Raw genomic sequence first — 13,177 nt, 5'->3', positions numbered from 1 at the left:
CCGCGGTCCGCCCGGTGTGCGACGAGCGTTACCGCCCATGATCCGCCGGTGCCACACCGGCGTAACGGCGCTTTCCTACCGTCGGGGCACGATCCGATTCACGGAAGGTCTCCCGGTGCCCCCACAGAGCTCGTCGGCCGACGCCACTCAGGTCCGTACGGTCTGCTCGTACTGCGGGGTGGGCTGCGGCATGGTCCTCGACATCGCGGCCGGGCCCGACGGGCGGCGCACGGTCCTCAAGGCGTCGGGCGACAAGGCCCACCCCGCCAACGCGGGGCGGCTCTGCACCAAGGGCGCGACCACCGCCGACATGCTCGCGGCGCCCGGCCGGCTGACCACCGCGCTCATGCGGCCGGAGCGCGGCGCGGAGCCCGTGCCGGTGGGCGTGGACGAGGCGGTCGCGGCCACCGCGCGGCGGCTGCGGGCGGTCATCGACACGCACGGACCGGACGCCGTCGCGTTCTACGTGTCCGGGCAGATGAGCCTGGAGGCGCAGTACCTCGCGAACAAGCTGGCCAAGGGGTTCGTCCGCACCAACCGGATCGAGTCCAACTCGCGGCTGTGCATGGCGAGCGCGGGCAGCGGCTACAAGCTGTCGCTCGGCGCCGACGGGCCGCCCGGCTCCTACGACGACCTGGACCGCGCGGACGTCTTCCTCGTCATCGGGTCCAACATGGCCGACTGCCACCCGATCCTCTTCCTGCGCCTCCTGGACCGCGTCAAGGCGGGCGCCAAGCTGATCGTCGTGGACCCCCGGCGCACCGCCACCGCCGACAAAGCCGACCTCTTCCTGCGCGTCGGCCCCGGCACCGACCTGGCCCTCCTCAACGGCCTCCTGCACCTCCTCCACGTGAACGGGCACACCGACCCCGCGTTCATCGCCGCGCACACCGAGGGCTGGGAGGAGATGCCGGAATTCCTCGCGGACTACGCGCCCGAGGCCGTCGCCGCGATCACCGGCATACCGGAGGAGGACATCCGCCGCGCCGCGCGGTGGATCGGCGAGGCGGGGGAGTGGACGAGCTGCTGGACCATGGGGCTCAACCAGTCCACGCACGGCACCTGGAACACCAACGCACTGCTCAACCTCCACCTGGCTACCGGCGCGATCTGCCGCCCCGGCAGCGGCCCCCTCTCGCTCACCGGCCAGCCCAACGCCATGGGCGGGCGCGAGATGGGCTACATGGGCCCGGGGCTCCCCGGGCAGCGGTCACTCCTGGACGACGAGGACCGTGCCTTCACCGAGGAACTGTGGGGCCTGGCCCCCGGCAGCCTGCGCAAGGACGAGTGCGGCCGGGGGACGGTCGAGATGTTCGAGCGGATGGCGGCCGGTGACATCAAGGCGTGCTGGATCATCTGCACCAACCCGGTCGCCTCCGTCGCCAACCGCCGCACCGTCATCGAGGCCCTGGAGGCCGCCGAACTGGTCATCACCCAGGACGTGTTCGCCGACACCGAGACCAACGCCTACGCCGACGTCGTGCTGCCCGGCGCCCTGTGGAGCGAGGCGGAGGGCGTCCTCGTCAACAGCGAACGCAACCTCACCCTCGCCCGCCCGGCCGTCGAGCCGCCCGGCGAAGCCCTCGCGGACTGGCGGATCATCGCCCGTATCGCCTGCGCGATGGGGTACGAGGACGCCTTCACCTACGACAGCGCCGAGGAGGTCTTCGAGGAGATCAAGCGGGCGGCGAACCCCCGCACCGGCTACGACCTGAGGGGCGTGACGTACGAACGACTGCGCACCGCCCCCGTCCAGTGGCCCGCGCCCACCGCCGACGGGCCAGACCGCAACCCCGTCCGCTATCTCGCCCCGGACGGCGGCGGCCCGGTCTTCCCGACCCCGACCGGACGCGCCCGCTTCTTCGGCCGCCCCCACATCCCGGCGGCGGAGATGCCGGATGACGACTACCCCTTCCTGCTCAACACCGGCCGGGTCCAGCACCAGTGGCACACCCTCACCAAGACCGGCAAGGTCGCCAAGCTCAACCGGCTCAACCCCGGACCGTTCGTGGAGGTGCACCCCGAGGACGCGGCCCGCCTCGGGCTCGCGGAGGGCGACTCGGTGGAGGTCGAGTCCCGGCGCGGGCGGGCCGTGCTGCCCGCCGTGGTCACCGACCGGGTGGCCCCGGGCTGCTGCTTCGCGCCCTTCCACTGGAACGACCTGTTCGGCGAATACCTCAGCGTCAACGCGGTGACCGCCGACGCGGTGGACCCGGTCTCCTACCAGCCGGAGTTCAAGGTGTGCGCGGTGACGCTGACGAAGGTGGCGGCGGCGCCCGTGCCGCTCCCCGCACCGGCCGAGCCCGAAACCGCCGCCGTCTTCGGCCTGGAGACCACCCCGCCCCCGGTCCTCGCGGAGCACGAGCGCCAGTACCTCGTCGGCTTCCTCGCCGGGCTGCCCCTCGGCGCCCCCGGCGTCCCCGTCCTCCCGCCCGGCGCCCCCTTCAGCGCCGAGCACGCCCGCTGGGTCAACGGCGTCCTGGCCGGGATGTACTCGCGCACCGGGCCGCCCGCCGAAGCCCCCGCGCCCGTCCCCGCCGCCACCGGGGCCCCCGGCCGCGAAGTCGTCGTGCTGTGGGCCTCGCAGACCGGCAACGCCGAGGAGTTCGCCGTCGCCACCGCCGACCGGCTCACCGCCACGGGCCACCGCACCCGGCTCCTCGGCATGGACCAGGCGGACCCGCGCGCCCTGCCGCCCGCCGCCGACCTCCTCCTGATCACCAGCACCTTCGGGGACGGCGACGCGCCCGACAACGGCTCCGGCTTCTGGGAGGCCCTGACCGCCGCCGACCTCCCGCCCCTGGACGGCCGGCGGTACGCCGTACTGGCCTTCGGTGACTCCTCCTACGACGACTTCTGCGGACACGGGCGGCGGCTCGACCGGCGCCTGGACGAGCTGGGGGCCGTCCGCCTCGCCCCGCGTACCGACTGCGAACCCGACTACGAACCGTCGGCGCTGAGCTGGCTCGACCAGGTCCTCGCCGGGCTCACCGCCCCGCCCGCCGAAGCGGCCCCCGCGCCCCCGCCCGCGGCCGCCCCGGTCCGCACCCCGAAGCCCGCGCCCGTCACCGCCCGGCTGGCCGGCAACCGGCTGCTCGGGCTGCCCGGTTCCGGCAAGGAGGTCCGCCGCTTCACCTTCGACACCAGCGGCACCGGGTCCGCCCTGGAGTACGCAGCCGGGGACGCGCTCGGTGTCCACGCCGCCAACCACCCGGACCTGGTGGCCGAATGGCTCTCCGTCACCGGCCTCGACGCCGACGCCGGGATCGAGCTCTCCGGACTCGGCGGCCTCCGGCTCGGCGACGCGCTCCGCACCCGGCTGGACATCACCCGCCTCACCCCCGCCCTGCTCGGCTTCGTCACCGAACGCACCGGCGACCGGGAGCTGAAGAAGATGCTGCGGCCCGACAACAAGGGCGAGCTGGCCCGCTGGTCCTGGGGCCGCCAGGCGGTCGACGTCCTCGCCGCATACCCGGTCAAGGCCACCCCCGAGGAGTGGGCCGGGCTCCTCAAACCCCTCCAGCCCCGCCTGTACTCGATATCGTCGAGCCCGCTCACCGACCCCGACCGCCTCTCCCTGACGGTCTCGGTCGTCCGCTACGAGAACACCCACGGCCGCCCCCGCGCCGGGGTCTGCTCGCCCTTCCTCGCGGACGCCGAACCCGACACCCGCGTCCCGGTGTTCGTCCGCCGCGCCCCGCACTTCCGGCCCCCGTCCCGCCCCGACGCACCGATGGTCATGGTCGGTCCCGGGACCGGCGTCGCCCCCTTCATCGGCTTCCTGGAGGAGCGCCGCGCCCGCCGCGACCCTGGCCCCAACTGGCTGTTCTTCGGGGAGCAGCACCGGGCCACCGACTTCTTCTACGAGGAGGAGCTGACGTCCTTCCTCGCCGACGGCACCCTCACCCGCCTGGACACCGCCTTCTCCCGGGACCAGCGCGCCAAGGTCTACGTACAGGACCGGATGCGCGAGCACGGCGCCAAGCTGTGGTCCTGGCTGCGCGACGGCGCCCACTTCTATGTGTGCGGCGACGCGGCCCGGATGGCGAAGGACGTCGACCGGGCGCTGCGCGACATCGCCGTCGCCCACGGAGGGCTCGACCCGGAGGCCGCCGCGCTGTACGTGAAGCAGCTCGCCGCCGACAAGCGGTACGTGCGGGACGTCTACTGAGGTTCAGAGCGCCACGAGCGTCACTTCGGTGGCCTTGACGCTGGTCCACACCCGCGCCCCGTCCGCGAGGGACAGCTCGGCCGCCGCCTGCGGGGTGATCTCGGCGACCAGGTCCGGTGCCTGGTCCGACTCCACCAGCACCCGGAGCCGGCTGCCGCCCGCCGTGATCTCGCGCACCGTCCCCGGCCACACGTTGCGCGGGCTCCCGGCCGGCTTCTCCCGGTGTACGGAGACGGCTTCGGGCGCGATGACCGCGAGCGCCGGTGCCCCGGCCGGCAGCGGGTCGGCCGCGACGAGACGACCGCCGTCCGAGGGCTCCAGGCCGTCGCCGGTGGCGGTGCCGGGCCAGGCGTTGCGGCCGAGCATCCGGGCGACCCAGGGGGAGCGCGGGTGCCGGGTGACGTCGGCGGGCGGGGCGTCCTGGAGCGTGCGGCCGTCCTCCAGGACGAGGACCCGGTCGGCGAGCGCGACGGCCTCCACCGGGTCGTGCGTGACGATGAGGCAGACGCCGCCGAACCCGTCGAGGTGACGGCGCAGGGTGTGCCGGACCTGGGACCGGGTCGTCTGGTCGAGCGCGGCGAGCGGTTCGTCGAGCAGCAGCAGGCGCGGACGGGCGGCCAGCGCGCGGGCCAGCGCGACGCGCTGCGCCTGGCCGCCGGAGACCTGGGCGGGCTTCCGGGAGGCCAGATGCCCGACCCCGAGCCGGTCCAGCCACTCCTGCGCGCTGCGCCGGGCCTCGGCGCGCGGTACGCCCTTCGCGCGCAGCCCGTAGGCGGTGTTGGCGAGGGCGCTCAGGTGCGGGAACAGCGCGCCGTCCTGCGGGACCCAGGCGACCCCCCGGCGGTGGGCGGGCAGGGCGGTGACATCGGTGTCGCCCAGCAGGAGCCGGGCGTGGGCGCGCGGGGTGAGGCCGAGCAGGGCGCGCAGCAGGGTCGTCTTGCCGGCGCCGTTGGGGCCGACGACGGCGATGGTGGTCCCGGCCTCCGCGTCGAGGGTCAGCTCGTTGAAGCCGGTGACCTCGGCGTGCAGCGGCCAGTCCTCCCGTACGACCCGGGGAGCGTCCCCCGAAGCGACGGTCGTCCCGGGCTCCTCGTCGATGACCTCCCGCGTCCGCGTACGCGCCTGCGGCGTCCCCGTCCACCGCCCCCGCAGCGCCAGCAGTACCACCATGGCGATGACCAGCAGCAGCAGCGACACCGAGGTCGCGGCCTCCGGGCTGTCCTGGAGTAGCAGGTAGACCTGGAGGGGCAGGGTCTGGGTGGTGCCGGGGAGATTGCCCGCGAAGGTGATGGTCGCCCCGAACTCACCGAGCGCCCGCGCCCAGGTCAGCGCCGCCCCCGCGGCAAGACCGGGTGCCACCATCGGCAGGGTGACCGTGAAGAACACCCGTACCGGCGAAGCCCCCAGGGAGGCCGCGGTCTCCTCGTAACGGGGGCGCAGCCCGCCCAGCGCGCCCTCCAGGCTGATCACCAGGAACGGCATGGCGACGAAGGTCGCCGCGAGCACCGCGCCCGAGGTGTGGAAGGGCAGTGTGATGCCGAACCAGTCCTCCAGCCACGGCCCCAGCAGCCCCCGGCGGCCGAAGCCGAGGAGCAGCGCCACACCGCCGACCGTGGGCGGCAGCACCATCGGCAGCAGCACCAGCGAGCGGACGAGGACCTTGCCCGGGAAGTCGACCCGGGCCAGCAGCCAGGCCAGCGGCACCCCCAGGACGAGGGAGAGGAGCAGCGCCCAGCCGGAGACGATCAGCGACAGCGTCAGCGCCTGGGTGGTGCCCTCGCTGGTGAGGTGGGTGCCCAGCTCGCCCCAGGAGGTGCGGGCCAGGATGCCGGCCAGCGGCAGCAGCAGGAACGCGACCGCCAGGAGCGCGGGGAGGGCCAGCACGACCGGCGCGCGGCCGCGGGGTCGGTTCATCGGTGTTCCTTGTCCACGCTACGGCTGCTGGAAGCCCGCGCCGGTCAGGATCTTCCGTGCCTCGGGCGAGGACAGCCACTTTACGAACGCCTCGGCCGCCGCGCTGTGCTTGCTGCTCTTCAGGGTCGCCGCCGGGTACGAGGCGACCGCGTTCTGCTCGTCCGGGATGTCGACCGAGTCGACCTTGCCCGCGGCGGCGGAGACGTCCGTCTTGTACACGAGCCCGGCGTCCGCCTCGCCCAGCTGCACCTTGCTGAGCACCGCGCGCACGTTGGCCTCCTGCGAGACCGGCTTCACGGTGATCTTCCGGGCGTCCAGGATCTGCTTGCTGTAGCGGCCCACCGGCACCTCGGGCGCGGCGAGGACGACCTTCAGCTTGGTGTCGGCCAGGTCCTTGAGGTTCCCGACCTTCTCCGGGTTGCCCTTGCCGGTCGCGATGACCAGGCGGTTCTTCGCGATGACCGTGGGCGTGCCGGTGTCCGACCTCAGGCCGTCCATCGTCTTCGTGTCGGCGGTGACCAGCGCGTCGGCGGGAGCGCCCTGCTTGACCTGCGCGGCCAGCTCCTGGGACCCGGCGAAGGAGAACGTCACCTTCGTGCCCGGGTGCTCCTTCTCGTACGCCGCACCCGCCTCCTTGAACACATCGGTGAGGGAGGCGGCGGCGAGGACGGTCAGATCGGCGGCGGGCGCGCCGGAGGCGGACGCGGAGGCGCTGGAGCCGGTGGCCGCGTCCTTCGTGTCGTCGTCGCTGCCGCACGCGGTGAGGGGCGTGAGCAGGCCCACGACGACGAGGGCCGCGGCGGCGCGCTGAGTGGAAGCAGAGGTCATGGAGAGCAGCATGTGCCAAAGACTATGGGTGATCACATCGCATTTACAGCTTTCCATGGGAAAACACATGGCAGCTGCGGTGCTCCCTGGAGGAAGCTCCTAGCCGCCTCGGGGCCGCCCCCGGGCGGCCAGTAGAGTGCGGGTGCGCCAGCCCCCGAGACCCGAGGTACCGTCCGTGACCCCCGAGCACCCCCGCCCGCCCGCAGTCACCGTGGCCGGGATCGGAGCCGACGGATGGGCCGGGCTCACCGGACCGGCGCGCGCGGCCCTGGCCGACGCCCAGGTCCTCATCGGCGCCGAGCGCCAACTCGCCCTCCTGCCGCCCCGGTGCGCGGGCACCCGCGTCCCCTGGCCCTCGCCCCTGCGCCCCGCCGTCCCCGGCCTGCTCGCCGCGCACGCGGGGAGCCGCATCGCCGTCCTGGCCAGCGGCGACCCCATGTTCTACGGGATCGGCCGCGCGCTCACCGAGGTCCTGGGCCCGGACCGGCTGCACGTCCTGCCGCACCCCTCGTCCGTCTCCTACGCCTGCGCCCGCGTCGGCTGGCCGCTGGAGGACACCGAGGTCGTCACCCTCGTCGGCCGCCCGGCCGCCCGGCTGGCCGCCGCCCTCCACGAAGGGCGCCGGATCCTCGTCCTCAGCGCCGACGCCACCACCCCGGCCACGGTCGCCGCACTCCTGCGCGACCACGGCTTCGGGCCCAGCCGCATGCGGGTCCTGGAACAGCTCGGCGGCGAGGACGAGGCGTGCGCCGAGGGCACGGCGGACGCCTGGGACCACCCGGCGGGGGACCCGCTCAACATCGTCGCCGTGGAGTGCCGCAGGGTGCCCGGGGCGCTGCGCCTCGGCGCCGTACCGGGCCTGCCGGACGAGGCGTACGCGCACGACGGCCAGTTGACGAAACGTCACGTCCGCGCCGCCACGCTCGGCGTGCTCGCCCCCGCCCCCGGCGAACTCCTCTGGGACATCGGCGGCGGCTCCGGCTCCATCGCGATCGAGTGGATGCGCGTCCACCCCTCCTGCCGGGCCGTCACCGTCGAACGCGACCCCGTGCGCGCGGCGCGCATCGCGGAGAACGCCGACCGGCTCGGCGTGCCCGGCCTCCGCGTCGTCACCGGCCGCGCCCCCGACTGCCTGGACCGACTGCCCGCTCCGGACGCGGTGTTCATCGGCGGCGGCCTCACCGCACCGGGCCTCCTCGACACCTGCCTCGCCGCGCTCCCGCCCGGCGGCCGGCTGGTCGCCAACACGGTGACCCTGGAGTCCGAGGCGCTGCTCGCCGACCGGCACAAGGCGCACGGTGGGGAGCTGACCCGCCTCGCCGTCTCGCACGCGGTGCCGGTCGGCACGTTCACCGGCTGGCGCCAGGCCATGCCCGTCACCCAGTGGTCCGTACGCAAGCCCACCACGGACCCCGCACAACCCTCAGGAGACGACAGATGACCGTGTACTTCATCGGTGCGGGCCCCGGCGCCGCCGACCTGATCACGGTGCGCGGCGCGCGCACGCTCGCCGCCTGCCGGGTGTGCCTGTACGCGGGCAGCCTGGTGCCCCGCGAACTCCTGGCCGAGTGCCCGGACGACGCCCGTCTGGTGGACACCGCGCAGCTCGACATCGACGCGATCACCGCCGAGCTGGTCGCCGCGCACCGGGCCGGCCACGACGTGGCGCGGCTGCACTCCGGCGACCCCTCGGTGTTCAGCGCGGTCAATGAGCAGATGCGCCGCCTGGACGAGGCGGGCGTGCCGTACGAAGTGGTCCCGGGCGTGCCCGCGTTCGCGGCCGCGGCCGCCGCCCTCAAGCGCGAGCTGACCGTGCCGACCGTGGGCCAGACCGTCATCCTGACCAGGATCGCCCAGCGCGCCACCGCCATGCCCGAGGGCGAGGACCTGGCGACGCTCGGCCGCAGCGGCGCCCTGATCGTCCTGCACCTCGCGGCCCGTTACGTGGACCGCGTCGTCGAGGAACTCCTGCCGCACTACGGGGCGGACTGCCCGGCCGCCGTCGTCGCGATGGCCTCACGCCCCGACGAACTCGTCCTGCGCGGCACCCTGGACGACATCGCCGCACAGGTGAAGGCCGCGGGAGTCATCCGTACGGCCGTCATCATGGTCGGCCGCACCCTGGGCGCCGAGCAGTTCCACGACAGCCACCTCTACTCACCGGCCCGCGACCGCCACACCTGCTAGGGGGTGTCCGGGCGGGTCAGCGTACGGAGCTGCGCCCCACCACGGTCCCCGCCCGGTCGACGCAGATCACGTCCACGGCCACCGGCGCGCCCCGCAGCACCGACAGTGCCTCGTCCCGCGCCGCCACGGCCACCAGATCACCCAGCGGCACCCCCTGCGCCTGGCACAACTGCAGTGCGGCGAGACCGGTGTTGGCGACGGCGATCCCGGCGGCCAGGGCCTCGTCGGCACCGCCGCGCCGGGCCAGCTCCGCCAGGTACGCCTTGTCGACCTGGGAGCGGCCCGAGTGGAGGTCCAGATGGCCGGCGGCGAGCTTCGACAGCTTGGCGAACCCGCCGCAGATCGTGAGCCGGTCCACCGGGTGGCGGCGTACGTACTTCAGCACCGCGCCCGCGAAGTCGCCCATGTCCAGCAGCGCGATCTCCGGCAGCCCGTACTCGGCGACCACCGTCTTCTCCGAGGTGGACCCCGTACACCCGGCGACATGGGTGTGCCCGGCCGCGCGCGCCACGTCCACCCCGCGCCGGATCGAGTCGATCCACGCCGAGCAGGAGTACGGCACCACCACCCCCGTCGTGCCGAGGACCGAGAGCCCGCCCAGGATGCCCAGGCGCGGGTTCCAGGTGGAGCGGGCGATCTCCTCGCCGTGGTCCACGCCGACCGTCACCTCGACGTCCCCGGACCCGCCGTGCGCCGCCGCGACCCGCGCGATGTGGTCCCGGATCATCCGGCGCGGCACCGGGTTCACCGCGGGTTCGCCGACGTCCAGCGGCAGCCCCGGCAGCGTCACCGTGCCGACGCCGGGTCCGGCCCGGAACACCACCCCCGAGCCCGGCGGCAGCGCCCGCACGCCCACCCGCACCAGGGCGCCGTGCGTCACATCGGGGTCGTCACCCGCGTCCTTCACCACGCCCGCCGTCGCCCGCCCGTCGCCCAGCTCCTCCACGGCGAGCGCGAACGCCGGGGTCTGGCCCCTGGGCAGGGTGATGGTCACCGGGTCCGGGAAGTCCCCGCTCAGCAGCGCCGTGTAAGCGGCCGTCGCGGCGGCCGTGGCACACGCCCCGGTCGTCCAGCCCGGCCGCAGACCGGTGTGCTTGAGTTGGGCGCCGCGCCCGCCTTTCGCCTCACTCATGGATGGTCCCTGTGCACGTACTGATTCTGGGCGGGACGACGGAGGCCCGCCGCCTCGCCGAGCTGCTGGTGGCGGAGCTGCCCGCCGGGAGCCGGGTCACCAGCTCCCTGGCCGGCCGGGTGGCCCGGCCGAAGCTGCCGCCGGGAGAGGTCAGGATCGGGGGCTTCGGCGGGGCCGACGGGCTCGCGGACTGGCTCCGCTCGCACCGGGTGCACGCGCTCATCGACGCCACCCATCCTTTCGCCGGGACGATCACCTTCAACGCGGCCGCCGCGGCCGCCGCCGCCCATGTTCCCCTGCTCATGCTGCGCCGCCCCGGCTGGGTGCCCGGGGCCGGCGACGACTGGCACCCGGTCTCCTCCCTGGCCGAGGCGGCCGACGCGCTGCCCGCGCTGGGGCGGCGGGTCTTCCTCACCACGGGCCGGATGGGGCTCGCCGCCTTCGCGGGCCTGGACGGGCTGTGGTTCCTGATGCGGTCCGTGGACGCCCCGGAACCGCCGTACCCGGCGCGGATGGAGACCCTGCTCGACCGGGGCCCCTTCACCCTGGAGGGCGAGCGCGAGCTGATCCGCCGCCACCGCGTCGACGTCCTCGTCACCAAGGACAGCGGCGGCGCCGCGACCGCCCCCAAGCTGACCGCCGCCCGCGAGGCCGGCATCCCCGTGGTCGTGGTCCGCCGGCCACCGGTCCCCGAGGGGGGCGCGGTGGCCGGCACCCCGCGGGAGGCCCTGGTCTGGCTGACGGATCAGTCCTCCGGGTAGCGGCGCGGCGTCCACACGATGGGCGTGCCGTCGCCCCGCCGCCCCCACCGGGTCTGCGAGGACCCGACGATCAGGATCGTCCGCATGTCCACCTCGGCCGGATCGAGGTCCCCGAGGCGCACGGTCCGAACGCGCTCGCCCGGCCCGCCGACGTCCCGGCCCAGGACCACGGGCGTGTCCGGCGAGCGGTGTTCCAGGAGCAGGTCCCGGGCCTTGCCGACCTGCCAGGTCCGGCTCCGGGAACCGGGGTTGTACAGCGCGAGCACCAGGTCCGCCGAGGCGGCGGCCGACAGCCGGCGCGCGATGACCTCCCACGGCTTGAGCCGGTCCGACAGCGAGATCGTCGCGTAGTCGTGGCCCAGCGGCGCACCCGCCCGGGCCGCCGCCGCGTTCGCCGCCGTCACCCCGGGCAGCACCCGCACCGGCACGTCCGCGTACTCCTCCTGCGACGCGGCTTCGAGCACCGCAGTCGCCATGGCGAAGACCCCCGGGTCCCCGCCCGAGACCACGGCGACCCGCCGCCCGCGCCGGGCCAGGTCGAGCGCGAACTCCGCCCGCTCCGACTCCACCTTGTTGTCCGAGCCGTGCCGTGTCTGACCCGGCCGGACCGGCACCCGGTCCAGGTAGGTCGTGTAGCCGACGAGGTCGTCGGCGGCGGCCAGCGCCCCGCGCGTCTCGGGCGTCAGCCACAGCGGACCGGCCGGACCCGTGCCCACGACGGTCACCTCACCGTCGCCCGGGGCGCGATCCGGACGGGCGTCGATCCGGCTCGGCAGGACGGCGACCGCGAAGTACGGCACCGAGTCGGCGTCCGTGTCCGCGAGTTCGCCCAGCCGCTCGCCGGCCATCGTGGCGCGCTCCACATAGCGGGCCTCGGGCAGCCGCCCCGACGCCTCGAACGCGCGGCGCACGGCGGGGAAGGTGCGGCCCAGCTTCATCACCACCGCCGCGTCGGTCGCCGCCAGCCGGGCGGTCAGCTCCTCCTCCGGCAGGGTGCCGGGCAGGATCGTCAGGACCTCCTCGCCCTCCGCGAGCGGGGCCCCGAGCCGGGCGGCGGCAGCGCTGACCGAGGTCACCCCGGGGATCACCTCGGTCGGATAGCGGTCGGCCAGCCGCTTGTGCATGTGCATGTACGAGCCGTAGAACATTGGGTCGCCCTCGGCGAGCACGGCGACCGTGCGCCCCGCGTCCAGGTGCACCGCGAGCCGGGCCGCCGCTTCGGCGTAGAAGTCCTCCATCGCCCCCCGGTAGCCGCCCGGGTGGTCCGTGGTCTCCGTCGTGACGGGGTAGACCAGGGCCTCCTCGATGTGGTCGGCGCGCAGGTGCTTCGCGGCGATGGACCGGGCGATGGACCGGCCGTGCCGGGCGCTGTGATAGGCGACGACGTCCGCATCCGCGATGACCTCCACCGCCCGCAGGGTCATCAGGCTCGGATCGCCGGGGCCCAGCCCGACCCCGTACAGCCGTCCCGTCCGCCGCTCGCCCGGCCGTCCCGTCTGCTGCTCGCTCACGGTCACTCTTCCTCGCTGGCGATGGCGTTGAGCGCGGCGGCCGCGATGGCGCTCCCGCCGCGCCGGCCGCGCACGATCAGGTGGTCGAGCCCCGACGGATGGGCGGCCAGGGCGTCCTTGGACTCGGCGGCCCCGACGAACCCGACCGGGACCCCGATGACGGCGGCGGGGCGCGGGGCCCCCTCCTCGATCATTTCGAGCAGCCGGAACAGGGCGGTCGGCGCGTTCCCGACGGCCACGACGGCCCCGTCGAGCCGGTCCCGCCACAGCTCCAGGGCGGCCGCCGAGCGGGTCGTGCCCAGCTCCGCCGCGAGCCCGGGCACGGCAGGGTCGGACAGGGTGCACACCACCTCGTTGTCCGCGGGCAGCCGCCTGCGGGTGACCCCGCTGGCGACCATGGCCACGTCGCACAGGATGGGCGCGCCCGCCCGCAGCGCGGCGCGGGCGCGGGCGACCGCGCCGGGCGTGTAGCCGAGGTCGCGTACGAGGTCGACCATGCCGCAGGCGTGGATCATCCGGACCGCGACCTGGCTCACGTCCGCGGGCAGCCCGGCGAGGTCCGCCTCCGCCCGGATGGTGGCGAAGGACTGGCGATAGATGGCCGGTCCGTCCTTCTCGTACTCGTACACAGTGGTGTCGCTCTCTTCTCAGGGCGGGGGGTCGGTCGGAAAAG

Annotated in this window: 9 protein-coding genes; 4 read left to right on the top strand and 5 right to left on the bottom strand. The window is 74.7% G+C overall.

The window, feature by feature from the left end:
* Nucleotides 1-115: 115 nt before the first annotated feature.
* The gene (locus ACFZAT_RS12160; protein WP_391263368.1) at nucleotides 116-4,171 is read left to right on the top strand and encodes a molybdopterin-dependent oxidoreductase; all 4,056 of its coding nucleotides are present in this window, start codon (nucleotides 116-118) and stop codon (nucleotides 4,169-4,171) included.
* A 3-nt stretch (nucleotides 4,172-4,174) separates the two neighbouring features.
* Here ACFZAT_RS12160 and ACFZAT_RS12155 read toward each other — a convergent pair whose 3' ends face one another.
* The gene (locus tag ACFZAT_RS12155; protein WP_391263366.1) at nucleotides 4,175-6,085 is read right to left on the bottom strand and encodes an ABC transporter permease; all 1,911 of its coding nucleotides are present in this window, start codon (nucleotides 6,083-6,085) and stop codon (nucleotides 4,175-4,177) included.
* An 18-nt stretch (nucleotides 6,086-6,103) separates the two neighbouring features.
* Nucleotides 6,104-6,913 carry a molybdate ABC transporter substrate-binding protein gene (modA, locus tag ACFZAT_RS12150; protein WP_391263364.1) on the bottom strand — a complete coding sequence of 270 codons (810 nt, stop codon included), beginning with the start codon at nucleotides 6,911-6,913 and terminating at the stop codon, nucleotides 6,104-6,106.
* 175 nt (nucleotides 6,914-7,088) lie between these two features.
* Between modA and cbiE the strand changes: the two genes are divergently transcribed.
* The gene (gene cbiE / locus ACFZAT_RS12145; RefSeq protein WP_391263362.1) at nucleotides 7,089-8,354 is read left to right on the top strand and encodes a precorrin-6y C5,15-methyltransferase (decarboxylating) subunit CbiE; all 1,266 of its coding nucleotides are present in this window, start codon (nucleotides 7,089-7,091) and stop codon (nucleotides 8,352-8,354) included.
* The gene (gene cobM / locus ACFZAT_RS12140; RefSeq protein WP_164399711.1) at nucleotides 8,351-9,100 is read left to right on the top strand and encodes a precorrin-4 C(11)-methyltransferase; all 750 of its coding nucleotides are present in this window, start codon (nucleotides 8,351-8,353) and stop codon (nucleotides 9,098-9,100) included. The genes cbiE and cobM overlap by 4 nt, the downstream gene beginning before the upstream one ends.
* A 16-nt stretch (nucleotides 9,101-9,116) precedes the next feature.
* Here cobM and ACFZAT_RS12135 read toward each other — a convergent pair whose 3' ends face one another.
* Complete coding sequence (locus tag ACFZAT_RS12135) at nucleotides 9,117-10,232, bottom strand: cobalt-precorrin-5B (C(1))-methyltransferase (protein ID WP_391263360.1); 1,116 nt, start codon at nucleotides 10,230-10,232, stop codon at nucleotides 9,117-9,119.
* 11 nt (nucleotides 10,233-10,243) lie between these two features.
* Between ACFZAT_RS12135 and ACFZAT_RS12130 the strand changes: the two genes are divergently transcribed.
* Nucleotides 10,244-10,993, top strand: a complete 750-nt coding sequence (locus ACFZAT_RS12130) for a cobalt-precorrin-6A reductase (protein ID WP_391263358.1) — start codon at nucleotides 10,244-10,246, stop codon at nucleotides 10,991-10,993.
* On the opposite strand, the gene ACFZAT_RS12125 is transcribed toward ACFZAT_RS12130, so the two are convergent.
* Both ACFZAT_RS12125 and ACFZAT_RS12120 read right to left on the bottom strand, forming a co-directional pair.
* Nucleotides 10,978-12,510 carry a precorrin-2 C(20)-methyltransferase gene (locus ACFZAT_RS12125; protein WP_391263356.1) on the bottom strand — a complete coding sequence of 511 codons (1,533 nt, stop codon included), beginning with the start codon at nucleotides 12,508-12,510 and terminating at the stop codon, nucleotides 10,978-10,980. The genes ACFZAT_RS12130 and ACFZAT_RS12125 overlap by 16 nt on opposite strands.
* On the bottom strand, nucleotides 12,507-13,133 hold the full coding sequence (locus tag ACFZAT_RS12120) for a precorrin-8X methylmutase (protein WP_391263354.1): 627 nt from the start codon (nucleotides 13,131-13,133) through the stop codon (nucleotides 12,507-12,509). Before ACFZAT_RS12120 ends, ACFZAT_RS12125 begins: the two co-directional genes overlap by 4 nt.
* Nucleotides 13,134-13,177: the final 44 nt, after the last annotated feature.

The sequence above is a fragment of the Streptomyces sp. NPDC008163 genome, assembly GCF_042956885.1.
In the GTDB taxonomy this organism is placed as follows: Bacteria; Actinomycetota; Actinomycetes; order Streptomycetales; family Streptomycetaceae; genus Streptomyces; species Streptomyces drozdowiczii_A.
Note: the sequence above shows the minus strand (reverse complement) of the source record. Positions and strands in the feature narration are given on the sequence as shown.